Annotated in this window: 26 protein-coding genes; 14 read left to right on the top strand and 12 right to left on the bottom strand. The window is 72.4% G+C overall.

The window, feature by feature from the left end; genetic code table 11:
- The first annotated feature begins 128 nt into the window (after nucleotides 1–128).
- Nucleotides 129–1136, top strand: a complete 1008-nt coding sequence (locus ACZ6RC_RS08090; RefSeq protein ID WP_469580024.1) for a glycosyltransferase family 2 protein — start codon at nucleotides 129–131, stop codon at nucleotides 1134–1136.
- Nucleotides 1133–2473 carry an alpha-2,8-polysialyltransferase family protein gene (locus ACZ6RC_RS08085; protein ID WP_469580023.1) on the top strand — a complete coding sequence of 447 codons (1341 nt, stop codon included), beginning with the start codon at nucleotides 1133–1135 and terminating at the stop codon, nucleotides 2471–2473. The genes ACZ6RC_RS08090 and ACZ6RC_RS08085 overlap by 4 nt, the downstream gene beginning before the upstream one ends.
- Nucleotides 2474–2517: 44 nt before the next feature.
- Here the strand turns inward: ACZ6RC_RS08085 and ACZ6RC_RS08080 are convergent, their stop codons facing one another.
- From ACZ6RC_RS08080 to ACZ6RC_RS08070, 3 genes are read right to left on the bottom strand one after another with little or no spacing between them, the layout of a single operon-like run.
- Nucleotides 2518–3342: a MerR family transcriptional regulator gene (locus ACZ6RC_RS08080; RefSeq protein ID WP_469580022.1), complete on the bottom strand. Its 825-nt coding sequence runs from the start codon at nucleotides 3340–3342 to the stop codon at nucleotides 2518–2520.
- Between the two features lie 37 nt (nucleotides 3343–3379).
- Nucleotides 3380–4036 carry a leucine efflux protein LeuE gene (leuE, locus tag ACZ6RC_RS08075; protein ID WP_469580020.1) on the bottom strand — a complete coding sequence of 219 codons (657 nt, stop codon included), beginning with the start codon at nucleotides 4034–4036 and terminating at the stop codon, nucleotides 3380–3382.
- A gap of 59 nt (nucleotides 4037–4095) precedes the next feature.
- Entirely contained in the window at nucleotides 4096–5676 is a 1581-nt protein-coding gene (locus ACZ6RC_RS08070) for an acyl-CoA mutase large subunit family protein (protein WP_469580019.1), read from the bottom strand.
- 121 nt (nucleotides 5677–5797) lie between these two features.
- On the opposite strand from ACZ6RC_RS08070, the gene ACZ6RC_RS08065 reads away from it, so the two are divergent.
- A complete protein-coding gene (locus ACZ6RC_RS08065) occupies nucleotides 5798–6679 on the top strand; it encodes a L,D-transpeptidase family protein (RefSeq protein WP_453613147.1) in 882 nt (293 codons plus the stop codon).
- Nucleotides 6680–6855: 176 nt separating this feature from the next.
- Here ACZ6RC_RS08065 and ACZ6RC_RS08060 read toward each other — a convergent pair whose 3' ends face one another.
- Both ACZ6RC_RS08060 and ACZ6RC_RS08055 read right to left on the bottom strand, forming a co-directional pair.
- Nucleotides 6856–8070: a hypothetical protein gene (locus ACZ6RC_RS08060; protein WP_469580016.1), complete on the bottom strand. Its 1215-nt coding sequence runs from the start codon at nucleotides 8068–8070 to the stop codon at nucleotides 6856–6858.
- Nucleotides 8070–8747 (bottom strand): RNA polymerase sigma factor, encoded by a 678-nt coding sequence (locus ACZ6RC_RS08055; protein ID WP_391139694.1) that lies wholly within the window; start codon nucleotides 8745–8747, stop codon nucleotides 8070–8072. Before ACZ6RC_RS08055 ends, ACZ6RC_RS08060 begins: the two co-directional genes overlap by 1 nt.
- 454 nt (nucleotides 8748–9201) lie before the next feature.
- Between ACZ6RC_RS08055 and ACZ6RC_RS08050 the strand changes: the two genes are divergently transcribed.
- Complete coding sequence (locus ACZ6RC_RS08050) at nucleotides 9202–9945, top strand: Clp protease N-terminal domain-containing protein (protein WP_469580014.1); 744 nt, start codon at nucleotides 9202–9204, stop codon at nucleotides 9943–9945.
- A 149-nt stretch (nucleotides 9946–10094) separates the two neighbouring features.
- Here the strand turns inward: ACZ6RC_RS08050 and ACZ6RC_RS08045 are convergent, their stop codons facing one another.
- Nucleotides 10095–10643, bottom strand: coding sequence for a hypothetical protein (locus tag ACZ6RC_RS08045; RefSeq protein ID WP_469580013.1), 549 nt, complete (start codon nucleotides 10641–10643; stop codon nucleotides 10095–10097).
- Nucleotides 10644–10826: 183 nt separating this feature from the next.
- Entirely contained in the window at nucleotides 10827–12458 is a 1632-nt protein-coding gene (locus ACZ6RC_RS08040; RefSeq protein WP_469580011.1) for a beta-N-acetylhexosaminidase, read from the bottom strand.
- Nucleotides 12459–12686: 228 nt separating this feature from the next.
- Here ACZ6RC_RS08040 and ACZ6RC_RS08035 point away from each other — a divergent pair, with 228 nt between their 5' ends.
- The 6 genes from ACZ6RC_RS08035 (at nucleotide 12687) to ACZ6RC_RS08010 (ending at nucleotide 17415) form a co-directional block, all read left to right on the top strand.
- Nucleotides 12687–13220, top strand: a complete 534-nt coding sequence (locus ACZ6RC_RS08035; protein ID WP_469580806.1) for a 2-oxo-4-hydroxy-4-carboxy-5-ureidoimidazoline decarboxylase — start codon at nucleotides 12687–12689, stop codon at nucleotides 13218–13220.
- A 172-nt stretch (nucleotides 13221–13392) separates the two neighbouring features.
- Nucleotides 13393–13773, top strand: a complete 381-nt coding sequence (gene sdhC / locus ACZ6RC_RS08030) for a succinate dehydrogenase, cytochrome b556 subunit (protein WP_391139585.1) — start codon at nucleotides 13393–13395, stop codon at nucleotides 13771–13773.
- Between the two features lie 8 nt (nucleotides 13774–13781).
- Nucleotides 13782–14258, top strand: coding sequence for a succinate dehydrogenase hydrophobic membrane anchor subunit (locus ACZ6RC_RS08025; RefSeq protein ID WP_391139586.1), 477 nt, complete (start codon nucleotides 13782–13784; stop codon nucleotides 14256–14258).
- A gap of 25 nt (nucleotides 14259–14283) precedes the next feature.
- Nucleotides 14284–16038, top strand: a complete 1755-nt coding sequence (gene sdhA / locus ACZ6RC_RS08020; RefSeq protein WP_391139587.1) for a succinate dehydrogenase flavoprotein subunit — start codon at nucleotides 14284–14286, stop codon at nucleotides 16036–16038.
- A complete protein-coding gene (locus tag ACZ6RC_RS08015) occupies nucleotides 16038–16796 on the top strand; it encodes a succinate dehydrogenase iron-sulfur subunit (RefSeq protein ID WP_391139588.1) in 759 nt (252 codons plus the stop codon). The genes sdhA and ACZ6RC_RS08015 overlap by 1 nt, the downstream gene beginning before the upstream one ends.
- A gap of 82 nt (nucleotides 16797–16878) precedes the next feature.
- Nucleotides 16879–17415 carry a hypothetical protein gene (locus ACZ6RC_RS08010; protein ID WP_391139589.1) on the top strand — a complete coding sequence of 179 codons (537 nt, stop codon included), beginning with the start codon at nucleotides 16879–16881 and terminating at the stop codon, nucleotides 17413–17415.
- A gap of 92 nt (nucleotides 17416–17507) precedes the next feature.
- On the opposite strand, the gene ACZ6RC_RS08005 is transcribed toward ACZ6RC_RS08010, so the two are convergent.
- Complete coding sequence (locus tag ACZ6RC_RS08005; RefSeq protein WP_469580008.1) at nucleotides 17508–18092, bottom strand: MarR family winged helix-turn-helix transcriptional regulator; 585 nt, start codon at nucleotides 18090–18092, stop codon at nucleotides 17508–17510.
- 134 nt (nucleotides 18093–18226) lie between these two features.
- Here ACZ6RC_RS08005 and ACZ6RC_RS08000 point away from each other — a divergent pair, with 134 nt between their 5' ends.
- Nucleotides 18227–19480, top strand: a complete 1254-nt coding sequence (locus ACZ6RC_RS08000) for an MFS transporter (protein ID WP_469580006.1) — start codon at nucleotides 18227–18229, stop codon at nucleotides 19478–19480.
- Between the two features lie 214 nt (nucleotides 19481–19694).
- Here ACZ6RC_RS08000 and ACZ6RC_RS07995 read toward each other — a convergent pair whose 3' ends face one another.
- A complete protein-coding gene (locus ACZ6RC_RS07995) occupies nucleotides 19695–20477 on the bottom strand; it encodes an alpha/beta fold hydrolase (protein WP_469580004.1) in 783 nt (260 codons plus the stop codon).
- A 156-nt stretch (nucleotides 20478–20633) separates the two neighbouring features.
- Here ACZ6RC_RS07995 and ACZ6RC_RS07990 point away from each other — a divergent pair, with 156 nt between their 5' ends.
- The 3 genes from ACZ6RC_RS07990 to ACZ6RC_RS07980 all read left to right on the top strand — a co-directional run bounded on the left by ACZ6RC_RS07990 (nucleotide 20634) and on the right by ACZ6RC_RS07980 (nucleotide 22514).
- Nucleotides 20634–21065: a hypothetical protein gene (locus tag ACZ6RC_RS07990; RefSeq protein WP_469580002.1), complete on the top strand. Its 432-nt coding sequence runs from the start codon at nucleotides 20634–20636 to the stop codon at nucleotides 21063–21065.
- A 124-nt stretch (nucleotides 21066–21189) separates the two neighbouring features.
- On the top strand, nucleotides 21190–21636 hold the full coding sequence (locus ACZ6RC_RS07985; RefSeq protein ID WP_469580803.1) for a thiol-disulfide oxidoreductase DCC family protein: 447 nt from the start codon (nucleotides 21190–21192) through the stop codon (nucleotides 21634–21636).
- Nucleotides 21637–21776: 140 nt separating this feature from the next.
- Nucleotides 21777–22514 (top strand): TetR/AcrR family transcriptional regulator, encoded by a 738-nt coding sequence (locus ACZ6RC_RS07980; RefSeq protein ID WP_469580800.1) that lies wholly within the window; start codon nucleotides 21777–21779, stop codon nucleotides 22512–22514.
- A 40-nt stretch (nucleotides 22515–22554) separates the two neighbouring features.
- Here the strand turns inward: ACZ6RC_RS07980 and ACZ6RC_RS07975 are convergent, their stop codons facing one another.
- The 3 genes from ACZ6RC_RS07975 to ACZ6RC_RS07965 all read right to left on the bottom strand — a co-directional run bounded on the left by ACZ6RC_RS07975 (nucleotide 22555) and on the right by ACZ6RC_RS07965 (nucleotide 25922).
- The gene (locus ACZ6RC_RS07975; RefSeq protein ID WP_469580000.1) at nucleotides 22555–24114 is read right to left on the bottom strand and encodes an ABC transporter substrate-binding protein; all 1560 of its coding nucleotides are present in this window, start codon (nucleotides 24112–24114) and stop codon (nucleotides 22555–22557) included.
- Between the two features lie 191 nt (nucleotides 24115–24305).
- A complete protein-coding gene (locus ACZ6RC_RS07970; protein WP_469579998.1) occupies nucleotides 24306–25664 on the bottom strand; it encodes a metallophosphoesterase in 1359 nt (452 codons plus the stop codon).
- 12 nt (nucleotides 25665–25676) lie between these two features.
- Complete coding sequence (locus ACZ6RC_RS07965; protein ID WP_469579996.1) at nucleotides 25677–25922, bottom strand: SCO4848 family membrane protein; 246 nt, start codon at nucleotides 25920–25922, stop codon at nucleotides 25677–25679.
- Nucleotides 25923–25935 lie beyond the last annotated feature (13 nt).

Genomic DNA, 25935 nt, shown 5'->3' with positions numbered 1-25935 from the left:
GGAAAAGCGTGTCGCCGACTGGTGGGCGGCCTTTCACCCAGGGCGGTTAAGGGCCCCGCCGCTTTGTGTTCACCGAGCATCTCTCTGCCGGTCAGGACGAATGCCGGGGCGGCGCATAGCGTCGTGGCGTGGTCAAGCTCTCCGTCGTCGTGCCGTTCTACAACGTGCACGCATACGCCCCCGACACCCTCAGGAGCCTGCGCGCCAACGCCCGCGAGGACTTCGAGTTCCTGCTCGTCGACGACTGTTCGACGGACGGGACCACGGAGCTGCTCGAACGGGCCGCGCGCGAACTCCCCGGCGCCGTCCTGCTCCGACACGCACGCAACGAGGGTCTCGCCACCGCGCGCAACACGGGCCTGGACGCGGCCCGTGGCCGCTACCTCGCCTTCCTCGACGGGGACGACTGGCTCGCGCCCGGCTTCTACGCCGAACTCATCGCGCGCATCGAGGAGTTGGGCTGCGACTTCCTGCGCACCGACCATGTCCGGGTGACCGGGCGGGCCCGCTCGGTGCGCCGGTCGCCGGTCGGGCGGCGCGGTGAGGTGCTGCGCCCCAGGGCCGCGATCCTGCCCGCCGACCGGACCACGTCGGTGGACTACCCCTACGCCTGGGCGGGGCTCTACGACCGGCGGCTCCTCGACAACGGCCTGCTGCGTTTCACCCCCGGCCTGCGGACCGCCGAGGATCGGCCGTGGATCTGGCGGCTCCACCGCGAGGCGGATTCCTTCGCCGCGGTGAGCACGCTGGGAATCTTCTACCGTCGCGGCGTCTCCACATCCCTCACACAAGTCGGCGATATTCGACAGCTGGATTTCATTCGCGCATTCGACCAGGTGATCGACGAAACCATGGCCGATCGCGAAGCCGATCTTCTCCTTCCGAAAGCGGTCCGCACCTATTGCGCCCTCATTTCGCATCATCTCGGCAACACCGGAAGATACGAGCCGGCGGTGACCGGGCAATTGCGGGCGATGAGCGCGGCGGCGCTGCGGCGCATGCCGCAGGAGGTCCTGCGGGAGGCGCTCGGGTCGATGGACGCGCAGCGGGCGGCGGTCCTGCGCAAGCTGCTCCGCCGCCGTCGCGCGGGCGCCGTCTCCCTCCCCCGGGCCCGGGGCGCGGAGGTGGCCGCGTGAGGACCACCCAGCTCTTCTACGCCTCCACGCTGTACGGGGCGGCGACGCTGGCCGCCGCCCTGGACAGCGGCTGCTTCGGCCCCGCCGACCGGCGGCTGCTGGTGGTCGCCAACAACGCGGCGGTGCCGGAGACGACCCCCGCGCTGGACGAGATGCCCGGCTTCGGGACACTGCGGGGCCGTTTCGACGGCGTCCTGTCCTGGAACGAGGCGATCTCGCCGCTCCACCCCGCCGGCTGGACCCCCCGGGCGGACGACCTGCCCCTCCTGGAGCGCCATCTGCGGCTGCTGTGGGGGCTCGGCGACGACCGGATCGAACTGGTCCTGGAATCCGTGCAGGTGACGCCCGCGCTGACGATCGCCCGGCTGTTCCCGGACGCGGCGCTCGATGTGTACGCCGACGGGCTGATGAGCTACGGCCCGACCCGTAACAAGATCGAGCCGCTGGTCGGCGAGCGGGTCAGGCGGCTGCTCCACCTCGATCTGGTGCCGGGGCTCGCGCCGCTGCTGCTCGCGGAGTTCGGGGTGACGGCGACGGTGGTGCCGACGGAGGCGTTCACCAAGGTGGTCGCCGAGCTGTCGGACCCGGCCGCCGACGCGCCGGGCCTTGCCGAGGAAGGCACCGGCCCCGTGGAAGGGGCCGGCCCGGCCCTGTTGCTCGGTCAGTACCTGGCGGCGCTGTCCCTCCTCACCCCCGCCGAGGAGGAGGAGCTGCACCTCCGGATGGTCCGCGGCGCGATCGCGCGCGGCCACCGCCGGCTGGTCTTCAAGCCCCACCCCACGGCGCCGGACGCCTGGACGCGGAGTCTGGCGCGGGAGGCGGAGCGGCTCGGCGCGGAGCTGGCGGTCCTGGACCGGCCGGTGCTCGCCGAGGTGCTGTACCGGGAGCTGCGGCCGGCGCTGGTGGTCGGCTGCTTCTCCACCGGTCTCTTCACCGCCCGCGCGTTCTACGGCATCCCGGTCGCCCGGGTCGGCACCCGCGCGCTCCTCGGCCGGCTCGCCCCGTACCAGAACAGCAACCGGGTCCCGGTCACCCTCGTCGACGCGCTCGTCCCGGACCTGGAGGACGACGGGCCGGGCCGGCCCCCGGCCGGGGAGGAGCTGGCCGGGCTGGTCGCGGCGGTCGGCTTCGCGATGCAGCCGAAGATCCGGGCGGACCTGCGGGAAGCCGCCGTACGCCACCTCTCGGGTCCGCTCGCCGAACGCACCCGGCACCACTTCACCCGCCGCCGTCTCACCGTCCTCGGCCTCCCCGGCGGGCTCCCGGTCCCCCGCCACCCCCGGGTCCGCCGCCTCGCCCGCCGCGCCCTGAAGCTGAAGCGGGCGCTCGCGAAGTAGCCGCGCCCGCCCGGACGCCTCTCCGGGCGGGCCCGCTCCCCGCGCTACGCCCGGGTGACGGGCTCCTGGAGTTCCGTCACCCACTTCGTACGGTCGTCCGGGCATTCCAGGTACAGCTCGCGGGAGTATCCCGTGGAGCGGTAGCCGTGGGCGTCGATCCAGGTGGCCAGGGTCTGCACGGTCGGCAGGAGGTCCTCCATGGGCCCTCGGTGCACGACGGTCGCCGCCTCGTCCAGGCCGGGCAGCACGACGACGTCGACGCCGGCGACCTCCCGCGTACCGTCCGGGAGGGTCATCCCGGCGTGGACGACGACCGAGCCGTCGCCCCGCCCCGCGTCCTCGTAGTACGCGATCCCCGGGCCGAACCCGGTGACGCCCGCCGCCGTCAGGCGGGCGCACAGCCGCTCGTACAGCGGCTGGATCACCGGGCCGATCTCGCCGGGGCCGAAGCCCGCCGCCACCCCGCTCAGCTCGGCGAGCCGTACGGGCGGAATCCTCTTGATCACGACGTCCTGGGTGGGCATGTGCCCCTCGCTCTCGATGGCTCGGAGCCGCGCGCCGACCCGGGCCAGGCGTCCCGCCGCCTCCGCCAGGGCCGTCTCCAGCTCGGCCTGGCGCAGCCGCAGCATGCCGCGCAGCTCCTCCGCGCCGACCTGCTCGTCGAGGATCGACCCCACCTGTTCGAGGGTGAAGCCGAGCTCCTTGAGCGCGATGACGCGGTTGAGGCGGGCGAGCTGGTCCGCCTCGTAGAAGCGGTAGCCGCTGTGCGGGTCGACCTGGGCCGGGCGCAGCAGTCCGATGGCGTCGTAGTGGCGCAGCATGCGGACCGACACCCGCCCGTGCCGGGCGAAGTCTCCGATGGTGAACATGACGACCCCTACGACACGGCCTCACACGGTGTGAGGGTCAAGCGGCGCTGCTGAGGGAGAGCTTCGCGGCGAAGCCGAGGAAGAGCGCGCCCGCGGCGGAGGTCGCTCCCGCCGAGAGCCGTCTGCGGCTCCGGAACGCGGCGGCGAGCCGGGTACCGCCGAAGATCAGCGTCGTGAGGTAGAGGAAGCTGCTGATCTGCAGCAGCGTGCCGAGGACCAGGAAGGACAGCGCCGGATAGGCGTAGCCGGGGTCCACGAACTGCACGAAGAACGAGATCAGGAAGAGGATCGCCTTCGGGTTGAAGAGGCTGATGATCAGCGCCCGGCGGTACGGGTGCTCCCCCGGCGCCGTCGGCTCGTGCGCGGTCTCCTCGCCGGAGGCCTCGCCCCGCCCGCGCCACATCGACCAGGCCGACCGGAGCATTCCGTACGCCATCCAGGCCAGATAGCCCGCGCCCGCGTACTTCACGATCATGAAGAGCAGGGGGGTGGTCTGGAGCAGCGAGGCCGCGCCGAGCGCGGCCAGCGTCATCAGGACCGCGTCGCCGGTGAAGACTCCGGCGGCGGCCTTGTACCCGGTCCGCGTGCCCTTGCGGGCGGCGACGGACAGGACGTACAGCGAGTTCGGCCCCGGCAGCAGGATGATGAGGACGAGGCCCACGAGATACGTCGGAAGATCGGTGACACCCAGCATGACGGGGAGTCTCGCACGGGGGTACGACACCGCGCGCGTCCGTTTCGTATCGCGGAAGATCAGAACGCGTCGGTGGGGATGTAGGTGCCCCAGACCTCGCGCAGCGCGGTGCAGACCTCGCCGACCGTGGCCCGTGCCCGGAGCGCTTCCTTCATGGGGTAGAGCACGTTGTCCGTCCCGGCGGCGGCCTTCCTCAGCGCGGCGAGCGCCGTGTCCACGGCCGCCTGGTCCCGCCCGGCGCGCAGGGCGGCCAGCCGCTCGGCCTGTTGGGCCTCGATCGCCGGGTCGACGCGCAACGGCTCGTAGGGTTCCTCGACGTCCAGGGTGAAGCGGTTGACGCCGACGACGACCCGCTCGCCGCTGTCGGTCTCCTGCGCGACGCGGTAGGCGGAGCGCTCGATCTCGCCCTTCTGGAAGCCGCGCTCGATCGCGCCGACCGCGCCGCCGAGCTCCTCCACCCTCTCCATCAGGGAGACGGCGGCCGCCTCGACGTCGTCGGTCAGCTTCTCGACGACGTACGAGCCGGCGAACGGGTCGACGGTGGCGGTGACGTCCGTCTCGTAGGCGAGGACCTGCTGGGTGCGCAGGGCGAGGCGGGCGGACTTGTCCGTCGGCAGGGCGATGGCCTCGTCGAAGGAGTTGGTGTGCAGCGACTGGGTGCCGCCGAGGACGGCGGCGAGGCCCTGGACGGCCACGCGCACCAGGTTGACCTCGGGCTGCTGGGCGGTGAGCTGCACCCCGGCGGTCTGGGTGTGGAAGCGGAGCATCAGCGACTTGGGGTCCCGCGCGCCGAACTCCTCCCTCATCACCCGCGCCCAGATCCGGCGGGCGGCCCGGAACTTCGCGACCTCCTCCAGGAGGGTCGTGCGGGCCACGAAGAAGAAGGAGAGCCGGGGTGCGAAGTCGTCCACCTCCATGCCGGCGGCGACGGCGGTACGGACGTACTCGATGCCGTCCGCGAGGGTGAACGCGATCTCCTGCGCGGGCGTGGCGCCGGCCTCGGCCATGTGGTAGCCGGAGATCGAGATGGTGTTCCACTTCGGGATCTCGGCCTTGCAGTACCGGAAGATGTCCGCGATCAGCCGCAGCGACGGCTTGGGCGGGAAGATGTACGTGCCGCGGGCGATGTACTCCTTGAGCACGTCGTTCTGGATCGTGCCGGTCAGCTTCTCCGCAGGGACGCCCTGCTCCTCGCCCACCAGCTGGTAGAGCAGGAGCAGCAGGGCGGCGGGGGCGTTGATGGTCATCGAGGTGGAGACCTCGTCCAGCGGGATCCCGTCGAAGAGCACGCGCATGTCGTCGATCGAGTCGACGGCCACGCCCACCTTGCCGACCTCGCCGTGCGCGATCGGGGCGTCGGAGTCGTGGCCCATCTGGGTGGGCAGGTCGAAGGCGACGGACAGGCCCGTGGTGCCGTTGTGGATCAGCTGCCGGTAGCGGGCGTTGGACTCCGCCGCCGTGCCGAAGCCGGCGTACTGCCGCATGGTCCACGGCCGGCCGGTGTACATCGACGGGTACACGCCGCGCGTGAAGGGGTACGAGCCGGGCTCGCCCAGCTTCTCGGCGGGGTCCCACCCGTCCAGGGCGGCCGGTCCGTAGACCGGCTCGATGGGCAGCCCCGACTCCGACTCGCGCGCCATCCGCTGTGCCTCCCGATCGACCGCTCTCTCCCTCACAGCATGCTCCGGACTTCCGGCCGGTGCGCAACCAGGAACGGCCGGAAAGCATCCCTTAGAGCACAGACTCATTCGGGGGGAAAAGATGCGCCGTTCGTCCGTCATACGCAGAGCACTCCTGGCCGCCGCGGCGGTGGCCCTGGCCACCGGCTGTACGGCCCAGGCGGCGGGGACGGACGGGACCGCGGCGCCGTCGCCGTCCGCTTCCTCGTCCGTCTCGCCGTCCCCCTCGGCGCCCGAGCCGAGCGACACGGCGTCCGCGTCGCCCTCGGAGCCGACGGCGACCCCCACGGAGGGCGACTCGGCGTCCCCGTCGGCCTCGGCCACGCCCACGGGCAAGGTCCTCGCGAAGGACGGCGACGAGAACGCGCGCGTCCGGGAAGTCCAGGCGCGACTGCGCCAGATCGGCTACTTCGACCGGGCGCCCACCGGTTTCTACGGCACCCTCACCGGCAAGGCCGTCTCGGCCTTCCAGAAGAAGCGGGAGCTGCCGCAGACCGGGGCGGTGGACGAGACCACCTGGCAGCGTCTGCTGGCGATGACCCGCGAGCCCACGGCGGACGAGCTGAAGCCGGCCACCACCAACAAGCTGGACAAGCCGGACGACCGCTGTATGACCGGCCGGGTGCTGTGCATCAGCAAGGAGAGCCGGACGCTGGCCTGGATGATCGACGGCAAGGTCGTCTCCTCGATGGACGTCCGCTTCGGTTCGGAGAACACCCCGACCCGCGAGGGCATCTTCAACGTCGACCGCAAGGTCCGTGACGACTGGTCGAAGCTGTACCACACGCCGATGCCGTACTCGATGTACTTCAGCCGCGGCCAGGCCGTGCACTACTCGGCGGACTTCGCGGCCCGGGGGTACAACGGCGGTTCGCACGGCTGCGTGAACGTACGGGACCGGGGGAAGCTCGCGGCGCTCTTCGACCAGGTGAAGGTCGGCGACAAGGTCGTCGTCCACTGGTAGGACGGGGAGGCCGTCCACGGTCGGGACGGGAGAAGTAAGGGGCGCGGGTGGGACCGGGGGAACGTGTCCCACCCGCGCCGGGTGCGCAGAGCCGAAGGTACGGGGGGAACCTTGGCTCCATGCGCCGCCGATGACCAGTCGGCTCACTCAGTACTGCGTCGGCGGGTCGAAAAGTGTCACACCTGGTAGGCGGGGGTCCCGGCGAAGGCCGGTCCAGCGGTCGGGTGGGCGAGTCCCGCGGGGACCGTGAGGGCGTGGCCGGAGCGGATGCCGCCCGTGCCGTGGCCCGTCGTCCCGGACCCGTCCCGGCCCGCGTTCCCGTGGCCGCCCCGGCCCTGGTCGCCGCTCCCCGGGGCGCCCTTGCCGCCGCCGGTCCAGCCCCCGGAGCCGGGTGCTCCGACGGGACCGGCGGCGCTGTCGCCTCGGTCGTCCTCGTCGCCGGAGCCGTCGCCCCTGCCGTCGTCCTTGCCGCCGGCGGAACCCCCGCCGGCGGGTCCGGTGGAACCGCCGGGGGCGCCGCCCGTTCCGGCCCAGTCGCCGGCCAGGACCCGGTCGCAGAAGCGCCGGACGGTCTCGCCGCTCCGCGCCGAGCCGGCGAGCCGCCGCTGGTCGCTGTCGTCCAGACGCCCGGCCTTGAAGTCCTGGCATGCCTTGAGCGTCCTGGCCCGCAGGGTGGTGAGGTCCCTGCCGGAGCCCTCGTCGGTCTTCGGGGGCGGTGTGGCGTCGCCGCCCCGGCCGCCCTCGGAGCCGCCACCGCCCGGTCCGGCCGTCGCCGGGGGCTCGCCCGGCGAGGACGGGGACGGGGAGGAGCCGGCGGACGGGCTCTCGGTGCCGGGGGGCACCGGGGGCGGCGTCTGTGTGACCGAGCCGTCCTCGGGGGTGTGGGAACGGAGCGGCTCGGGGGTGTCGGCGACCGTGACGGACGAGGCGGGCGGCGCCGGGGTCTCGTCGAACGGCCGCGGCAGCAGACCCGTACCGGCGGCGACGGCGACCCCGCCGACGGCCACCGCGGCGACCGCGGCCGCCAGGCCGTACCGCAGGGAGCGGCCCCACCGGCGGGCGGAGGGCACGGGTGCGATCCGCACGCCGTCCAGCTCGGCGGCGGGGACGGCCCCGGCGGAGCCGGGCGCGTCGGCGGCGGACGCGGAGAGCGCGGACGGGGAGCCGGCCCGTTCGGCCATCGCCTCCCGGAAGGCGGCCAGGGCGGCCGCCTCGCCCGGAAGCTCGGCCTCCGCCGCGCGGGCGAAGGGGACGGGGCGGGCCGATTCGAGGGCGTGGGCGAGACGTCCGGCCTGTTCACGGGCGTGATCGTCGACGGCGTCGACCGGTTCGCCGCGCAACAACCGCTCCGCGGCCTCCTGGTCGAGCCATGGGTACCGCTCGTCCGCCATCACATGTCCTTCTGCGTACACGCGCGCGATTGCGTCACACCACCCGGGGCGGGGGCCGCCGGTTCGCGGCCGCGCTGCGGCGGTACGCCCCCGAGCGGGGCGGCGCCCGCGTCGGCGCCCTCGGCGTCGTCGACTCCGAGGAGTTCGGCGAGCCGCTTGAGGCCGCGGTGCGCCGCCGTCCGCACGGCGCCGGGGCGTTTGCCGAGGGTGTCGGCGGCGCTCTTGGCGTCCAGGCCGACGACGACCCGGAGGACCACGGCCTCGGCCTGGTCCTGCGGGAGCTGCGCGATCAGATGCATGGTACGGCCGGTGGCGAGTGCTTCCATGGCCTGGTCCGCGGTGTCGGAGTCGGCCGGCTTGTCGGTGAGTTCGGTCTCGTCGCCGCCCACGGCGGGGCGCCTGCCCCGCATCCGGATGTGGTCGAGCGCCCGGTTGCGGGCGATCCGGGCCGCCCAGCCCCGGAACCGGTCGGCGTCGCCGTCGAAGCGGTCGAGATCGCGGGCTATCTGGAGCCAGGACTCGGAGGCGACGTCCTCGGCGTCGGCGTCACCGACGAGCGTACGTATGTAGCCGAGCAGCCGGGGATGCACGGCGCGGTACACCGTACGGAAGGCGTCCTCGTCCCCGTTCCGCGCGGCGAGCACGGCGGCCGTCAGCTCCGCGTCGTCCCCCAGCACTCCCCACAACCTGTTCGTCATCGCGGCTGGTCACCACCGCCGCGCCGCCCGGCGCGCAGCAGCACGCTACGTCCTTCTCCGTCGTCGCGTCCATGTTCGTCCGCTCTTTGTACAAACTGCAACCTTCTCCGTCCGGCGGCGGTGTGACAGAAAACGCACGCCTGGCGCTGAGAGGTATACGGGGCCGTGCTGCGGCCCCGTCGGACGACGACCGGGGCCTCTCCTGTGGGGGGTGGCGGCCCCGGTCGTCTTCCCTTGTCCCGGGTATCCCCGCGGATGTCCCCGGATACCCCCGCGCACCGGCGCCATGACGTCGGATGTTCGCGCCCCGGAGCTCCCTTGCCCCCGCCCCGACGAGGGCGTGCTCGCGCGTCGCCAAAGAGGTCATGACGAGACCCGTGCAGTGTCAACTGATGGTTGACACCCCGCGGAGTGTCAACCTAGGGTTGCACCCATGACGAAACCAGTCGGCACGACCCATCCCGTCCGGCTCGACGACCTCATCGAAGCGATCAAGAAGGTCCACACCGACGCGCTCGACCAGCTCTCGGACGCGGTCATCGCGGCGGACCACCTCGGCGACGTCGCGGACCACCTCATCGGCCACTTCGTGGACCAGGCCCGGCGCTCGGGCGCCTCCTGGACCGACATCGGCAAGAGCATGGGCGTCACCAGGCAGGCGGCCCAGAAGCGCTTCGTACCCAAGGACCCCAAGGACGCCGAGTCCGCGGCCCTCGACCCGAGCGAGGGCTTCAACCGCTTCACCCCCCGGGCCAGGAACGTCGTGATGGCCGCGCACAACGAGGCCTCGGCCGCGCGCAACGCCGAGACGCTCCCCGCCCACCTGGCCCTCGGCCTCCTCTCCGAGCCGCAGGGCCTCGCCGTCCACTGGATCACCTCGCGGGGCGTGACCCCGGAGCAGGTGCGCGAGGCCGTCACGGCGACGCTGCCGCCGGCCGTGGAGGAGGTGCCCGGGCTCATCCCGTACGACGCGGGCGCGAAGAAGGTCCTGGAGCTGACGTTCCGCGAGGCCCTGCGCCTCGGCCACAACTTCATCGGCACCGAGCACATCCTGCTGGCGCTGCTGGAGTTCGAGGACGGCAAGGGCGTCCTGACGGGCCTCGGCCTGGACAAGGCCCGCGCGGAACGCGAGATCGCCGAGACGATCGCCTCGGCCATGCCGGTCCAGGAGGCGTGACCAGGCCCCCGACTCCGCCCTGTCGGGGTCAGTCCGTAGGGATCGGTCCCTACGGATCGGGCCGTAGGGATCAGGCCGTAGGGGCTGAACCCCAGGATTCGGCCCGTACGGATCACCCCGCCGCCCGGCCCGTACGGGTCACCCGTCGGTCAGGCCGTGCGGGCCCGGCGGGAGACCACCGCGCGCAGGACCCGGCCGCCTTCCTTGGAGAGTTCGCGGGCCCGGCGCAGGCCGGTCGGGCCGTGGGCGACGGATTCGAGGACGGCGTGCTGGCGGCGCAGCTCACCGGCGAGCAGCGGCCCGGCGCCCGACGGGTCGCCGGAGCGGCAGGCCTCGACCAGTTCGGGCGCGCCGCCGGCCCCGTCGTACCGCCCGTGCAGGGTGAGGGAGGTGGCGGAGCAGCCCGAGGCCCAGGCGCGCAGGTCCGGTGCGGTCCAGGCGGCGGGGGCGGCGCCCAGCATCTCCCGGACGAGCCGGGCCCCCTCGTCGCCCGCGGGCGCCTCGTCCAGCTCGACGCCGGCCTTGGCGAGCGCCTCGCCCCACGCCCCGCCGTCGCCCCGGGCCACCGCCGCCCAGACGGGGCGGAGCGACTCGCCGCCGTCGGGCGCGAGCAGCGGCAGGCACCGGTCCAGGCAGGCGAGCCCGGCCGCGGCCAGGGCCCGCTCGTCGGCCCGGTCGATCAGTTCCAGCAGGCTCATGGAGGCCTCCCGATTGCGGACGCAGTTCTCCTCTTACTGCGCCGCTTGGCGCGATGACGTCACTGCGAGGCCGGAATCATGCCAGTGGCCCGGGCGTGCTGCATAGGGGTCCGACGTCGGCCGACGCAGCGAAGTGGCGGACGACGACGCCGCCGTCCGCCACGGCCGCGCTTCCGAGGAGGCTCAGCGCACCTCCGCCGCCAGCGCCCGGAACCGCTCCCAGCTCATCGCGGGCGCGCGCTCGTCCCACAGCTTCTGCGCGGTCGCCGTCAGCGGCATCCGGATCCCGTCCGCCACCTGCGCCTGGGTCTGGGCGCCCGCCAGGTCGCACCAGACCGCGAACAGGCCGCCCAGGATCTGGGAGTCGTACCGCTCCGGGACCGCGGTCGTGCCCCGCAGGACGCGCGGGGTCCACTGCTCGTAGATCCGCTCACCGGTGGGGTACGTGAAGTCGTTCGGCTCGCCGAGGACGTAGTAGAGGAACTCGTCGTTGAGGTTGACCACCGGACGGCCCTCGCTCAGGTACTCGGCCGGCGGCCGAGCCCCGATCTCCTTGCCGGTCCAGTACTCGACCTCGATGTTCTTGTCGGCGTGCACGATCCCGCCCCGGAAGAAGCCGTCGTTCCAGGCCTTGGCCGTCTTGCCCGCGGCGCGGACGACCGCCGCCCGGTCGTTGAGCCAGCCCTCGGCGAGGTCCTGCACCCCGGCCCGCGCTCCGTACTTCTCGCGGGCCGCCGTGGCGAGCTGCGGGTAGGAGGCGGCCGGGTCGCTCACGGTCAGCGCCTGGTACTCGTCCGCGCCGACGTGGAACCAGCGGCCGGGGAAGAGCGCGGAGTACTCGCGCAGCAGGTCGTCGACGAGCGCCGCCGCTCCCGGCTTGGAGATGTCGATGGCCCCCTCGCGCGGGGTGCCCTGGACGTTGCGCAGCTGGAGGTCCGGGTGGGCGCGGAGCACGGCCCCGAGGTGTCCGGGCGAGTCGATCTCGGGCACGACGGTGATGTGGCGGCTCGCCGCGAGGGCGATGATGCGGCGCACCTCGGCCTTGGTGAGGTGCTCGGCGGAGACGATCTCGGGGTGGGTGTCGGAGGCGATGCGGAACCCCTGGTCGTCGGAGAAGTGGAGGCCGAGCTGGTTGAGCTTGAGGTCCCCCATCTCGCGTATGCGGTCCTCGATCCAGCCCGCGTCGAAGTTCTTGCGGGCGGTGTCGAGGCTGAGTCCGCGCTGCGGCTTGGCGGGCCGGTCGTTCACGACCCCCTCGGGCATGGCCCCCGAGCCCTTGACGGACTGCTTGAGCGTGCGGGTGCCGTAGAAGACGCCCGCTTCGTCGGGGCCGGTGATCCGGACGCGGTTGTCGCGGGTGGTGAGGGTGTACGACTCGGCCGCGCCCTTCCCGCCCAGCGCCAGCTCGACATCGCCGGAACGGACGGCCGCCACCCCTCGGTACGGGATCCTCAGCTCGCCCGCGAGGAGCCTGCCCTCGTCGGCGAGGCGCTCGCTGCCCTTGGCGACGACGACACCCGCGCTCGGGGCCGGCCGCCAGCCGGGGCCCCGGGCCGGCTCGTGCGAGGCGACGGCGGGGACGGTGAGGGGGGCGGACGAGAGGGGATACGTCCGGGTGGGCGTCGGCGTGGGGCTGGGGCCGGTCTCCGGCGGTGGCGTCGGCGTCGGCGGCGCGCCGACGGTGGAGGACGGCGCGGAGACCGTCCCGGACGCGCCCTGCGACGACCCGCCGGAGCAGGCCGCCACGGTGACCGATGCCACCACGGCCGCCAGGAGAGCGGGGCCCGTGTGGGACCCCCGTATGGAGTACCGCATCACTCGGAATCCTCCCTCAGGAAACGGAACGGGGCCATTCGGCGGAACCGGACTCACCACCCGACTCGGTCCGAAACGTCCACCGCCGTATCCGAAACTCTCCCTTCCGGGTGAAATTCGCGCATCCGTCGGACGCTTCCCTCTCCCCGTCGGTAACGTTGCGCCACACCCACCCCGCCCTTCCCGGAGCCCACGCTGACCAGCGACACCCACGCCCTCTCCCGGACCCTGGGCTCCCCCGCCATACCTGCCCGCCAGGGCGGCCACCGGCACCCCACCGGCCTCCTGCGTTTCAACGTCGCCCCGCCCGGCGTCGTCGAGGAGCTGCTCCTCGGCTGCTGCGGCAGCCGCCGTTGGGCCGAACGGGTGGCCGCGCACCGCCCGTACCCGACGCTGGACGCCCTGCTCGCCGCCTCCGACGAGGCCGGGTACGACCTGTCCTTCGCCGATCTCGACGAAGCGCTGGCCGGCGAGTCCTCTGCCGCCAGCGCCGCGCTGCACCCCGACGCGCCGCCCGCGGCCCACACCGCCCTGCTGGCCGCCCGCGGCGCCTACGAGAGCCGCTTCGGGCACGCCTTCGTGATCAGCCTCGACGGGGTACGGCCCGGAGAACGCCTCGACCAGGTCCTCGCCGCCCTCCGGTCACGGCTCGGCAACGAACGGGACGAGGAGCGCGCGATCACCGCGGACGAACTGCGCCGACTCGCCCGGGCCCGCCTCGTCCAGCTCGTCTCCCACCGAAATCTGTCCGTTATGCGGTGATCCGGGCTTGTGCGATAGCCCGTCCGTGCCTGTTTGATCACACCTATGGACCCCGCGCGAGCGAACCGACAAGTCGTCGCTACGATGACCAGGGCCGGTGGACCGTACCCGGCCGGGTCAGACCGACACTGAAGCCGGCCGACCCTGATCCCCGCTCCCGGAGGGTTTTTCCGTGCCGGCTGGAACGCTGTACCGCGGCCGGGAAGGAATGTGGTCCTGGGTGGCTCATCGAGTCACCGGCGTCCTCATCTTCTTCTTCCTGTTCGTACACGTGCTGGACACCGCTCTCGTCCGCGTCTCCCCCGAGGCCTACGACGAGGTCGTGGCCACGTACAAGACGCCGATCGTCGCCATCCTTGAGTACGGCCTCGTCGCCGCCATTCTCTTCCACGCGCTGAACGGCCTCAGGGTCATCGCCGTGGACTTCTGGTCCAAGGGCCCGCGCTACCAGAAGCAGATGCTCTGGACCGTCGTGGGCATCTGGGTCGTGCTGATGGCGGGCTCTGTGTATCCCGTCCTCGGCCACGCCGCACGTGAACTGTTCGGGAGCTGACGCCAGACATGTCTGCTGACACCTCTACCGCGATCGGCCCCGTCGAGGGCGGCGCCCACTACGACGTGGACAACCCCGCGCCGTACATCGAGGCCCCGCGCAAGCGCACGGGCCGCACCCCGCGGGCGACCCGCGGCAACTTCGAGATGGCCGCCTGGCTCTTCATGCGGCTGTCCGGCGTCGTCCTCGTCGTCCTCGTCCTCGGCCACCTGCTGATCCAGCTCTTCCTGGACGGCGGCGTCTCCAAGATCGGCTTCGCCTTCGTGGCCGGCCGCTGGGCGTCCCCGTTCTGGCAGGTCTGGGACCTGCTGATGCTGTGGCTGGCCATGCTCCACGGCGCCAACGGCCTCCGCACGGTCATCAACGACTACGCGGAGCGCGCCAACACGCGCCTGTGGCTCAAGGGCCTGCTGTACACCGCCACGGTGTTCACCATCCTTCTGGGCACGCTGGTGATCTTCACCTTCGACCCGAACATCCGCTAGGCACGGGGCTGAGGTAATCCACGTCATGAAGATCCACAAGTACGACACCGTCATCGTCGGCGCCGGCGGCGCCGGCATGCGCGCCGCCATCGAGGCGACGAAGCGCAGCCGCACCGCCGTGCTCACGAAGCTCTACCCCACCCGCTCCCACACCGGTGCGGCGCAGGGCGGCATGGCCGCCGCGCTCGCCAACGTGGAGGAGGACAACTGGGAGTGGCACACCTTCGACACGGTCAAGGGCGGTGACTACCTGGTCGACCAGGACGCCGCCGAGATCCTGGCGAAGGAGGCCATCGACGCCGTCCTCGACCTGGAGAAGATGGGCCTGCCGTTCAACCGGACCCCGAACGGCACCATCGACCAGCGCCGCTTCGGCGGTCACTCCCGCAACCACGGCGAGGCCCCGGTCCGCCGGTCCTGCTACGCCGCGGACCGCACCGGCCACATGATCCTCCAGACGCTGTACCAGAACTGCGTCAAGGAGGGCGTGGAGTTCTTCAACGAGTTCTACGTCCTGGACCAGCTGATCACCGAGGTCGACGGCGTCAAGAAGTCGGCCGGTGTGGTCGCCTACGAGCTGGCCACCGGCGAGATCCACATCTTCCAGGCCAAGGCCGTCATCTACGCCTCGGGCGGCACCGGCAAGTTCTTCAAGGTGACGTCGAACGCGCACACCCTGACCGGAGACGGCCAGGCGGCCTGCTACCGCCGCGGCCTGCCGCTGGAGGACATGGAGTTCTTCCAGTTCCACCCGACGGGCATCTGGCGCATGGGCATCCTGCTGACGGAGGGCGCCCGCGGTGAGGGCGGCATCCTCCGCAACAAGGACGGCGAGCGCTTCATGGAGAAGTACGCGCCGGTCATGAAGGACCTCGCGTCCCGTGACGTCGTCTCGCGCTCCATCTACACGGAGATCCGCGAGGGCCGCGGCTGCGGCCCCGAGGGCGACCACGTCTACCTCGACCTGACGCACCTCCCGCCGGAGCAGCTCGACGCCAAGCTCCCGGACATCACCGAGTTCGCGCGGACGTACCTCGGCATCGAGCCCTACACGGACCCGATCCCGATCCAGCCGACCGCGCACTACGCCATGGGCGGCATCCCGACCAACGTCGAGGGTGAGGTCCTGCGCGACAACACCACCGTCGTCCCGGGCCTGTACGCGGCGGGCGAGGTCGCCTGTGTCTCCGTGCACGGCGCCAACCGCCTGGGCACCAACTCGCTTCTCGACATCAACGTGTTCGGCAAGCGCGCCGGCCTCGCCGCCGCCGCGTACTCGGCCAAGGCCGACTTCGTCGAGCTGCCCGAGAACCCGGCCTCCTTCGTCGCCGAGCAGGTCGAGCGGCTGCGCGCCTCCACGGGTTCGGAGCGGGTCGCCGTCCTCCGCAAGGAGCTGCAGGAGACGATGGACGCCAACGTGATGGTGTTCCGTACCGAGCAGACCATCAAGACGGCGGTCGACAAGATCGCCGAGCTGCGCGAGCGCTACCTGAACGTGTCCATCCAGGACAAGGGCAAGCGCTTCAACACGGATCTGCTCGAGGCGATCGAGCTGGGCAACCTGCTCGACCTGGCCGAGGTCATGGCCGTCTCGGCCCTGGCGCGCAAGGAGTCCCGCGGCGGTCACTACCGCGAGGACTACCCCAACCGCGACGACGTCAACTTCATGCGCCACACCATGGCGTACCGCGAGGTCGGCGCCGACGGCTCCGAGACCGTGCGTCTCGACTACAAGCCCGTCGTCCAGACCCGCTACCAGCCGATGGAGCGTAAGTACTGATGGCTACCCCCGTACTGGACAAGGTGGAGAAGGACTCCGCCGCCTCGCCGTACATCACGGTCACCCTCCGGATCCGCCGCTTCAACCCCGAGATCTCGGACGCGGCGGTCTGGGAGGACTTCCCGATCGAGATCGACCCCAAGGAGCGCGTGCTCGACGCCCTCCACAAGATCAAGTGGGACGTCGACGGCACGCTGACCTTCCGGCGCTCCTGCGCGCACGGCATCTGCGGCTCCGACGCGATGCGGATCAACGGCAAGAACAGGCTCGCCTGCAAGACGCTGATCAAGGACGTCAACCCGGAGAAGCCGATCACGGTCGAGGCCATAAAGGGCCTGACGGTCCTCAAGGACCTCGTGGTCGACATGGAGCCGTTCTTCCAGGCGTACCGCGACGTCATGCCGTTCCTGGTCACCAAGGGCAACGAGCCGACGCGCGAGCGTCTGCAGTCCGCCGAGGACCGCGAGCGCTTCGACGACACCACCAAGTGCATCCTGTGCGCCGCGTGCACGTCGTCCTGCCCGGTCTTCTGGAACGACGGCCAGTACTTCGGTCCGGCCGCGATCGTCAACGCGCACCGCTTCATCTTCGACTCGCGTGACGAGGCGGGCGAGCAGCGCCTGGAGATCCTGAACGACAAGGACGGCGTGTGGCGTTGCCGTACGACGTTCAACTGCACGGACGCGTGCCCGCGAGGCATCGAGGTCACGAAGGCGATCCAGGAAGTCAAGCGTGCGCTGATCACGCGCCGCTTCTGAGACCTGGTTCGGGACCGGGGCCCGCTTCTGTACGCTGCGGCGTGCAGGAGCGGGCCTTTGTCGTTGTGGAAAGCGGGGAGTCATGACCGAGCCGAACCCTTACGCGGACGGGGATTACACGTGGGGACCCGATCGGCAGGCGGGGGCGCCCGGTTACGGCTACCCCCAGGGCACGCCGGCCTACGGCTACCCGCACGCGGCGCCGGGCGCCGGGTACCAGCCGACGCTGCCGGGCGTGCCGGTGCCGCCGCAGCACCCGCCGGCCGTCCAGGGCGGGGCGCCGCTGCTCAGCCTGGGTGACATCACCGTCGTCGGGGACCAGATCATCACGCCCGCGGGGGCGTTGCCGCTCAAGGGCGCGGTGTGGAACGCGATGGACATGTCGCGGACCGAGGAGAAGATCCCGGCCGCCGCCATCGTGCTGGCCATCGTCTTCTTCATCTTCTGCCTGCTGGGACTGCTGTTCCTGCTGATGAAGGAGAAGCAGACGACGGGCTTCATCCAGGTCACCGTGACCAGCGCCGGCCGCCACCACTCCACGATGATCCCGGCGACCGGTCCGAACACCTTCGCCTGGGTGATGGGACAGCTCAACTACGCGCGCTCGCTGAGCGTCTGACGCGCCGACGTCCCGCGGGTCGGGCCCGCGGCACAGCGGGCGCGGGCCGGGCACGGGCGTCGGCTGGGCGGGGCGGTGGGGTCGGGCGGCGGTCAGCCGTGCCAGGCCTCCGTGCCGCCGCGCTCCTCCGCGACGACCATGATCCGGCGGAGCATGTCGTTGAGCCGGTCGCGCTCCTCGGCGTTCAGGACGCCGAGGAGACGCTCCTCCTCGTGGCCGAGGACGTCCATCGCGCCGAGCCAGGTCTCGCGGCCGGATGCGGTGAGTTCGACGACCACGCGACGGCGGTCGGTCGTGGACTGCGTACGGCGGACGAAGCCGCGCCGCTCCAGTGCGTCCAGACGGCCGCTGACCGACGCCGGGGCGAGGTCCAGGTCCTTGGCCAGCTCGGAGGGCGCGGCGCTGCCGCCACGGCCCGCCAGCTTGTGCAGGGTGTCGAACTCGTGGCGCTCCAGGTCGAAGTCGACCAGGGACTGCTCGCGCACCCGGCGCAGATGGACGGAGAGCTTCTTCATCCGGGTGACCGCGCCCTCGACGACCGGATCGAGGCCCGGCAGCACCGGCTGCCAGCGCTCCACGTGCTCGTCGGTCCAGTCTCGCCGCGCCGGTCCCGCCGGCTGAGGGCGGGGCGCGGAGTCGGCGGGCTCGTCGCGGCCGGACGGCCGGGTGGGCTCCATGGACCGATGGTACGTCGGGGCTCCCCGGCGCTCCGCTCTCGAAGGCGCCGTCGCCGCGCCTGTCGGCCCCCGCACTACTTCGTTGCCGAATATTTCGTTGCCGAATCATTCGGTATCGAAATACCTTGGGGTCCATGCCCGACCCCTCCGCGTCCGCGTCGCCCCCGGCAGCCGCCCCGGCACCCCCGAAGGCCGTACCCCACCCCCTGCGGGGCCGGCCCTTCCGGCTGCTCCTGACCGCCCGCTCCCTCTCCCTCCTCGGGGACGCGGCCATCCCCGCCGCACTCGCCATCGCCGTCTGGGAGGCAACCGGTTCGACCTCGGCGCTCGCGCTCGTCCTGGCCTGCGCGATGGTCCCCAAGCTGCTCCTGCTGCCCGTGGGCGGTGTCGTCGCGGACCGCTTCGACGCCCGTACGGTGGCCCTGGCCGGCGACCTCGTGCGCTGCGCCACCCAACTCCTCGTCGGCGTCCAGCTGCTGAGCGGTGAGCCGACCCTCTGGGTCATCGCCGCCGCCGAGGTGGCCGGCGGCGCCGCCGGGGCCTTCGCCATGCCCACCGGCTCCCCGCTGGTCAAGGGAACGGTCGCCCCCGAGGCGCTCCAACGCGCCAACGCCGCACTCGGCGTGGCCCACAGCGCGACCCGGATCGGCGGCCCCGCGCTCGCCGGCGCGCTGATCGTGACCGTAGGGCCCGGCTGGGCCTTCGTCCTGGACGCGGCGACCTTCGCGCTCAGCGCGGCCCTGCTCGGCGCCGTACGGGTCACACGGGTGCGGATCCCCCGCCGCTCCCTCCGCGCGGACCTCGCCGAGGGCTGGCGGGAGGTCCGCTCCCGCGACTGGTACTGGACCAGCCTCATCGGCCACAGCGCCTGGAACGGCGCCGCCGCCGTCCTGATGACCCTCGGCCCGGCCATCGCCCTCACCCAACTCGGCGGCCGCACGGCCTGGGTGGTCTTCCTCCAGGTCGGCGCCGTGGGCTACCTCCTCGGGGCCCTCACGGCCGACCGGATGCGGCCCCGGCGCCCGATCCTGGCGGCCAACCTCGGCCTCGCGACGTACGCCCTGCCGCTGGTGCTCCTCGCCCTCCCCGCCCCGGCGCCGGTGGCCATCGCCTCGTACGGGATCGCGCAGGCCGGACTCGGCTTCCTCTCGCCGGTCTGGGAGACCGCCGTCCAGGAGGCGGTCCCGGCACACGCGCTGGCCCGGGTCACCTCCTACGACTGGCTGCTCTCCCTGGCCGCGATGCCCCTGGGCTACGCCCTCGCCCCGCTCGCCACCTCCGCCTGGGGGCCGCGCGTGCCGCTGATCACGGCCGCGGTGGTGGTGGGCGGCTGCTGCCTGGGCACGGCACTGGTGCCGGGGGTACGGCGCTTCGGCACCACCCGCTGACCGGGCGCCCGGCCGGGGCGTGGGGCGGGCGCGCCGGCCGGGGGTGTGGGGCGGGCGCGCCGGCCGGGGGTGTGGGGCGGGTGCGCCGGCCTTGGCGTGGGGCGCTACCGCGCGGTGCGGCCGGCAGGAGCGCCCTCGGCGGCGGGGGAGGCCCCCTCGGCGGCCGTGGGAGGCCCGTCGGCGGCTTCGGGTGGGCTCCGATGCGACCGGCCGGTCAGGACGCCCGGGCGGAGGCCAGGGCGGGGGCCAGGAACTCCACGAGCAGCCCCGTCGTCTCCTCCGGGCGTTCCAGGGAGGGGAGATGGCCCGCCCAGTCCAGTTCGAGGAGGCGGGCCGCCGGGAGGAGGCCGGCGAGGCGGGCCGCCACGGCGCGGAAGTCGGGGATGTCGTGGGCGCCGGAGACGACGAGGCAGGGCACGTCGATCGCGGCCAGTTCCGCCGTGCCGACCCCGGGATCGACGGGAGCGAACTCCTCGGGTGCGGCCAGCTGCACCTCGAAGGCACGCCGCTGCATCGCGCCCACCAGCGCGCGGGCCCCGTCCCCCGCCTCCGGCCCGAGCCAGGTGTCGACGTTGAGGGCCACGGCGGCGTCCAGCTCCCCGGCGTCGATCAGCGCGTCCTCACGCGCGCCCCAGGCCCGCAGCTCCGCGCTCGGCTCGTGGTCGGGCGCGTTGGGGCAGAGCAGCGCCAGCGCGGAGACCCGTCCGGAGTGGCGGGCCGCGAACTCCAGGGCGACGACGGCGCCGAAGGAGGAGGCGACCAGGGCGGCCCGCTCGACACCGAGGGCGTCCAGCAGGTCGCGCAGGTCCTCGCTGTGCGTGTGCGGCCGGTCGACGGGGGTCTCGCCGAAGCCGCGCAGGTCGCAGCGCACCACCCGGTGCCCGGCGTCGGCCAGGGCCGTGAACTGCGCGTCCCACATGCGCCGGTCGCAGACACCGGAATGCAGGAGGACGACGGCGGAGGGGCCTTCACCGGCCACGTCGTGAAAGAGCGTCATCCGCGCGACCCTAGGCGCCCACCGCGCCCGCCGCCTCCGCTTTTCGGGCCTCGGTCCCGGGCCCGTACCGAACCCCTCAACGCACTTGAACATGTTCAAGGAAGGCCCTACAGTCGGAGACGCCAGCATTTGAACGCGTTCAAGGGAGCGTGGGGCATGGACCTCACTGTCATCGCGTACATCGTCTACCTGCTGATCAGCGTGGCTCTCACCATCTGGGTCGCCCGTACGCTCAGCCGCAACGGCAAGGTCTTCCTCGCCGACGTCCTGCACGGCAACGAAAAGCTCGCCGACGGCGTGAACCACCTCCTGGTGGTCGGCTTCTACCTCGTCAACTTCGGCTTCGTGGCGCTCTATCTGAGCCAGGAGGACGCCGTCCTCGACGCCCGGGCGCTCTTCGAGGCCCTCTCCGTCAAGCTCGGGGTCGTCCTGCTCGTCCTCGGTGTGATGCACCTCGGCAACGTCTACGTCCTCAACAAGATCCGCCGCCGCGGGGTGATGGAGCGCGAGCAGGTGCCGCCGGTGCCGCCGCAGGGCTGGACCGGGACCGCCGCGGGTGCCTGGGCGCCGCCCGCCCCCGGAGCGTGAGGCACCCATGACGACCCCGGCACCGGACCAGGGACAGACCCGGGCACCGACACCGGCCCAGGGACAGGCACCGGCACAGGCGCAGGCATGGGCATGGGCACCGGCACCGCCGCCGCACGGGCCCATCGGCCATCCCGCCCGCGCGGGGGCCGTACGGCCGGTCACGCCCGTCCACCGCCTGACCGTGCTGTACGACGCCGACTGCCCGCTCTGCGTCCACCTGCGGCACTGGCTCCTGCGGCAGCGCCACCTCGTCCCGCTGGACCTCGTCCCGGCCGCCTCGCGCGAGGCCCGGCGGCGCTTCCCCGGCCTCGACCACGCGTCCACCCTGCGGGAGATCACCGTGATCGGGGACCGGGGGCAGGTCTACCGTTCCGTCTCCGCCTGGATCGTCTGCCTGTGGGCCCTGGCCGAACACCGGCCCAAGGCCCACTGGCTGGCCACACCGGCCGGCCGGCCCTTCGCCCGGGCGACCGTCCTCGCCGCCGCGAAATGGCGCGAGGCGCTCAAGGAAGGCGACGGACCGCCCTGCGAGGACGGGCGGTGCGAGGCGCCCGGCGTCCCCGGTTAGGCTCGGGCACTGTGAAGGACGCGAAGGAAGAGAAGCCCGACGGGACCCCGGACCCGACCACGGCCGACGCCACGGCCCCGGCCGGCGCCCCGGCCACGGCCCCGGCGAAGGCCCCCAAGAGCGAGCAGACCCGCACCCTCATCCTCGAGACCGCCCTCCGGCTCTTCAGGGAGCGCGGCTACGACAAGACGACGATGCGGGCCATCGCCCAGGAGGCCGGGGTCTCCGTCGGCAACGCGTACTACTACTTCTCCTCCAAGGAACACCTCGTCCAGGGCTTCTACGACCGGATCGCCGAGGAACACCAGGCGGCGGTCCAGGGAATCCTCGACGGCGACGAGAAGGACCTCACGGCCCGCATCCGCGGGGTCCTCCTCGGCTGGCTCGACATCGCCGAGCCGTACCACGAGTTCGCGGCCCAGTTCTTCAAAAACGCCGCCGACCCGGACAGCCCGCTCAGCCCCTTCTCCCCCGAGTCGGAGGGCCCGCGCGAAGCCGCGATCGACGTCCACCGCCGGGTCATCTCCGGGGCGTCGGTGAAGATCGACCCCGAACTGGCCGAGCCCCTGCCGCAGTTGCTGTGGCTCCAGCAGATGGGCCTGGTGCTGTTCTGGGTGTACGACCGGTCCGAGGGGGCCGCCAACAGCAGGCGCCTGGTCGAACGGCTCTCCCCCGTCACCGCCCGGGCGATCAGCCTCTCCCGCTTCCGTCTGCTGCGCCCGCTCGTCCGGGAGACCCACGACCTGCTGGCCGACTTCATGCCGACGGCCGCGGGCATGGCCGCCTCGGGCAAGCCGCAGGCGGTCCTGACGAAGACCGCGAAGCGCGTCCCGTCCAAGAAGGCGCCGGGCAAGGACGTCACCAAGCCCGAGAAGTAGGACGGGGCGCGGGCATCGGCCGGGGCGGTCGGAACCCGCCCTAGATCCAGGTCAGTTCCCAGAGCCGCCAGATGCCCGTGCCGTCCGTCAGGTACTGCGAGCCGGCGACGTCCTCCGTCGCCAGGACGTAGTCCTTCTTCTGCCACAGCGGCACCAGCGGGACCTCCTTCGCGACCTCCAGCTGGATGGCCTCGAAGTCGTTGGCGGCGGCGGCGCGGTCGCTGTACTGCTGGGTCGCGGCGATCAGGGAGTCGATCCGACCGTTGGCGAATCCGCTGTGGAGGCTGTTGCCGGTGCCGACCAGCGGGGCGGTGAAGTTGTCGGAGTCGGGGAAGTCCGGGAGCCAGCCGACGGTGTAGGCGTCGTAGTCGCCCTTCGCGTACGCCTTCTGGAAGTCCTGCCACTCCGCCTCGACGACCTCGACCTCGAACAGGCCGGTCTCCTCCAGCTGGCGCTTCAGCTCGGCGGCCTCGGCGGCGTAGGCGGCGTCCTTGCGGTGCGCGAGGGTGAAGGACACCGGCGTCTCGACGTCCGCCTTCCCGAGCAGGCTCTTGGCCTTCTTCGCGGACGGCTCGGGATAGGCGTCGTAGAACGCGGTGCTGTGGCCGATGAAGCCCTGCGGGATCAGCGAGTACAGCGGCTCGACTGTGCCCTGGTAGGCGCCGGTGACGATCTCCGGACGGTCGATCACGGCCGCGACGGCCTGCCGCACCGCCTTCTCCGCCATCGGCGAGCCGGAGCGCACGTTGAAGTTCAGGTTGCGGATCTCGGGGCTGTCCGCCTCCGTGATCCGGCCGCTGTTCTTCCTGGTTTCGCCGAGGTCCGAGAGGAACTTCGGCGGCATCTGCCGGTGCGTCACGTCGACCTGCCCGGCCTGCCAGGCGGTGGCCAGCTCGTCGGAGGTGGTGAAGTACTTGACGACGACCGGGCCGCCGGTCTTGGTGACCGCGCCCCGGTAGCGCGGGTTGGGCTCCAGCCGCGCGCTCTCGCCGGGCTTGTACTCCTTGAGGACGTACGGTCCCGACCCGTCGACCGCGAGGTCCCCGCGCAGCTTGCCCGCCGGGTACTGGCTGCGGTCGACGATCGAGCCGGCGCCCGTGGCGAGCTTGAGCGGGAAGGTGGCGTCCCGGGCGCTGAGCTGGAAGGTCACCGTCCGGCCGTCGGCCACGACGCTCTTCAGGGTCGGGAAGAGCGGCTGCGGACCGACGTCCGCCTTGATCTGCATCATCCGCTCGAACGAGTACTTCACGTCCTCGCCGGTCACCTTGCGGCCGTTGGAGAAGGTGAGGTCGTCGCGGAGGTCGCAGCGGTACGTCGTGAGCTTCGCGCCGACGAACGCGCAGCGCTCGGCGGCGTCGGGGACCGGGGTGGTGAACCCGGTCTTGAAGGTGAGCAGCGACTGGTAGACGTTGCTGTACATGGCCCAGGAGCCGGCGTCGTAGGCACCGGCCGGGTCCAGGGAGGTCACCTCGTCGGTGGTGCCCACGCTGACGGGATCGGTCCGGGTGTCGTCGGACGGCAGCAGCTGCCAGCCGCCCACCCCGGCCGCCACCAGAACTCCACATGTGATGAGGATCCGCAGACGGACCGTCGACCGCATTGCCGTGTTTCCTTTTGTCGAGCCCACCCCTGCCGCGGCGGCACCCGGCCTGCCGCGATGGCGACACCCAATCACAAGGTCTTCACTGGTGGAAGAGTAAACCTTCACAATGCATGCATATGTCCGGGAAATCAGACTTCAGGTGACTGACCAGTACGTTTCGGTCTACGTCCCCCCGTACGGCGGCGGGGTCAGGCCTGCGGGGACGCCAGCTGGACGAGGGTGATGTCGGAGGGCGCGCCGACCCGGACCGGAGGTCCCCACGCGCCCGCTCCCCGGGAGACGTAGAGCTGGGTGTCGCCGTACCGCTCCAGGCCCGCGACGGTCGGATTGGCGAGTTCGGCGAGGAAGTTGCCCGGCCAGAGCTGGCCGCCGTGGGTGTGGCCGGAGAGCTGGAGGTCGACGCCGTGGCGGACGGCGTCGTGGATGACGACCGGCTGGTGGGCGAGGAGCACGGCGGCCCGGGCGCGGTCGCGGTCGCCCAGCGCGGTGGCGAAGTCGGGGCCCTGCCCCTCGCTCTCGCCGGCGATGTCGTCGACGCCCGCCAGGTCGAAGCCCGCGGCGATCTCGGTCCGGGCGTTGCGCAGCGGGCGCAGGCCGAGGTCGCGGACGTGGTCGACCCAGGCGTCGGCGCCCGAGAAGTACTCGTGGTTGCCGGTGACGAAGAAGGAGCCGTGCCGGGCCCGGAGCCGCGCGAGCGGCTCGGCGGCGGAACCGAGGTTCTCCACGGTGCCGTCGACGAGGTCGCCGACGACGGCGACGAGGTCGGGCTGGGCGGCGTTGATGGTGTCGACGATGCGCTGGGTGTGGGCGCGGCCGAGGATGGGCCCGATGTGGATGTCGGAGACGACGGCGATGCGGTAGCCGTGGGCGGAGCGGGGCAGCTTGGCGAGCGGCACGGTGACCCGCTTGACGCGCGGCCCGCGCAGCACGCCGTAGGTGCCGTAGCCGACGGTCCCGAGGGCGGCCGCGGCGGCGGCTCCGCCGACGGCCCGCGAGACGAACAGCCGCCGGGAGACGGCGGCGGGGGTCGCGTCCGGGGCCTCAGGGGCGGCCGAGGCTGCCGGGGCCTCAGGGGCTGCCGGGGTCGAGGCGGCCGGGGCGGCCGGGGCCTCGGGGGCGACGGTGGTCGTCGCGGGAGCGCCGGCACCGCTGGCGACCGGCACCCGCGACCCGGCCTCCGCGGCGGCCTGGTCAGCCGCGCTCGGCCCGCTCTCCCCGGCCGCGACCGCACGCCGCTCCAGCCACCGGCGCAGGAGGGGGCGGACCGCCTCGCCGACCACCAGGGCCAGCGTCACGTAGAGCAGGACGGCCAGCCAGAGGAAGCCCGGCCAGGCCACGACCTGCTGCAGCCAGAAGGGGGCGCCGGCCCGGGAGGAGGCGAGGGCGGAGACCGACAGGACGGGAAGCACGAACGCGGCCGCCGTCCCCAGGCGCCGGGCCACCCCGCCACGAGCGGTCACATCGCGGACCAGGCGCCGCCACACGTACCAGTGGACGCCGCCCAGCAGGGCGAGTACCGCGACGAGAACCAGCAGCAGGACGACCACGCTTCGTAACCCCTATCCGCGTGCGCGACGCCATGCGCGCACGCCACGCAACCCGATCACGCCGATCACCGTCCCCAAGACAAAGGACGTCACGGCGAGCAGCAGATGAACCCAGAAGTAGGCCGTCGGATCGCCCGCGTCGTCGAACGCGAGCCCGCTCCCGTCGTTCCATAGGTTCTTGATGAAAGTGATCCAGATGAACCAGCTCCACACCCCGAACGCGAGCAGGAACCAGGAGACGGGCCGGCTGAGCTTCATGTCCCCAGTATCC

Source organism: Streptomyces sp. NPDC048353 (assembly GCF_055587165.1).
This window is presented reverse-complemented; position numbering and strand designations above follow the sequence as displayed.

Excerpts from the sequence above, each read along its gene's own strand:
- ACZ6RC_RS08005 (WP_469580008.1), bottom strand. The coding sequence starts at position 18,092 with ATGGAGCCCACCCGGCCGTCCGGCCGCGACGAGCCCGCCGACTCCGCG.
- ACZ6RC_RS07990 (WP_469580002.1), top strand. The coding sequence starts at position 20,634 with ATGGACCTCACTGTCATCGCGTACATCGTCTACCTGCTGATCAGCGTG.
- ACZ6RC_RS08045 (WP_469580013.1), bottom strand. The coding sequence starts at position 10,643 with ATGAGCCTGCTGGAACTGATCGACCGGGCCGACGAGCGGGCCCTGGCC.
- ACZ6RC_RS08070 (WP_469580019.1), bottom strand. The coding sequence starts at position 5,676 with ATGGCGCGCGAGTCGGAGTCGGGGCTGCCCATCGAGCCGGTCTACGGA.
- ACZ6RC_RS08015 (WP_391139588.1), top strand. The coding sequence starts at position 16,038 with ATGGCTACCCCCGTACTGGACAAGGTGGAGAAGGACTCCGCCGCCTCG.
- ACZ6RC_RS08000 (WP_469580006.1), top strand. The coding sequence starts at position 18,227 with ATGCCCGACCCCTCCGCGTCCGCGTCGCCCCCGGCAGCCGCCCCGGCA.
- ACZ6RC_RS07995 (WP_469580004.1), bottom strand. The coding sequence starts at position 20,477 with ATGACGCTCTTTCACGACGTGGCCGGTGAAGGCCCCTCCGCCGTCGTC.
- ACZ6RC_RS07965 (WP_469579996.1), bottom strand. The coding sequence starts at position 25,922 with ATGAAGCTCAGCCGGCCCGTCTCCTGGTTCCTGCTCGCGTTCGGGGTG.
- sdhA (WP_391139587.1), top strand. The coding sequence starts at position 14,284 with ATGAAGATCCACAAGTACGACACCGTCATCGTCGGCGCCGGCGGCGCC.
- ACZ6RC_RS08080 (WP_469580022.1), bottom strand. The coding sequence starts at position 3,342 with ATGTTCACCATCGGAGACTTCGCCCGGCACGGGCGGGTGTCGGTCCGC.
- ACZ6RC_RS08025 (WP_391139586.1), top strand. The coding sequence starts at position 13,782 with ATGTCTGCTGACACCTCTACCGCGATCGGCCCCGTCGAGGGCGGCGCC.
- ACZ6RC_RS08060 (WP_469580016.1), bottom strand. The coding sequence starts at position 8,070 with ATGGCGGACGAGCGGTACCCATGGCTCGACCAGGAGGCCGCGGAGCGG.
- ACZ6RC_RS08065 (WP_453613147.1), top strand. The coding sequence starts at position 5,798 with ATGCGCCGTTCGTCCGTCATACGCAGAGCACTCCTGGCCGCCGCGGCG.
- ACZ6RC_RS07975 (WP_469580000.1), bottom strand. The coding sequence starts at position 24,114 with ATGCGGTCGACGGTCCGTCTGCGGATCCTCATCACATGTGGAGTTCTG.
- ACZ6RC_RS08040 (WP_469580011.1), bottom strand. The coding sequence starts at position 12,458 with ATGCGGTACTCCATACGGGGGTCCCACACGGGCCCCGCTCTCCTGGCG.
- ACZ6RC_RS08010 (WP_391139589.1), top strand. The coding sequence starts at position 16,879 with ATGACCGAGCCGAACCCTTACGCGGACGGGGATTACACGTGGGGACCC.
- leuE (WP_469580020.1), bottom strand. The coding sequence starts at position 4,036 with ATGCTGGGTGTCACCGATCTTCCGACGTATCTCGTGGGCCTCGTCCTC.
- ACZ6RC_RS08050 (WP_469580014.1), top strand. The coding sequence starts at position 9,202 with ATGACGAAACCAGTCGGCACGACCCATCCCGTCCGGCTCGACGACCTC.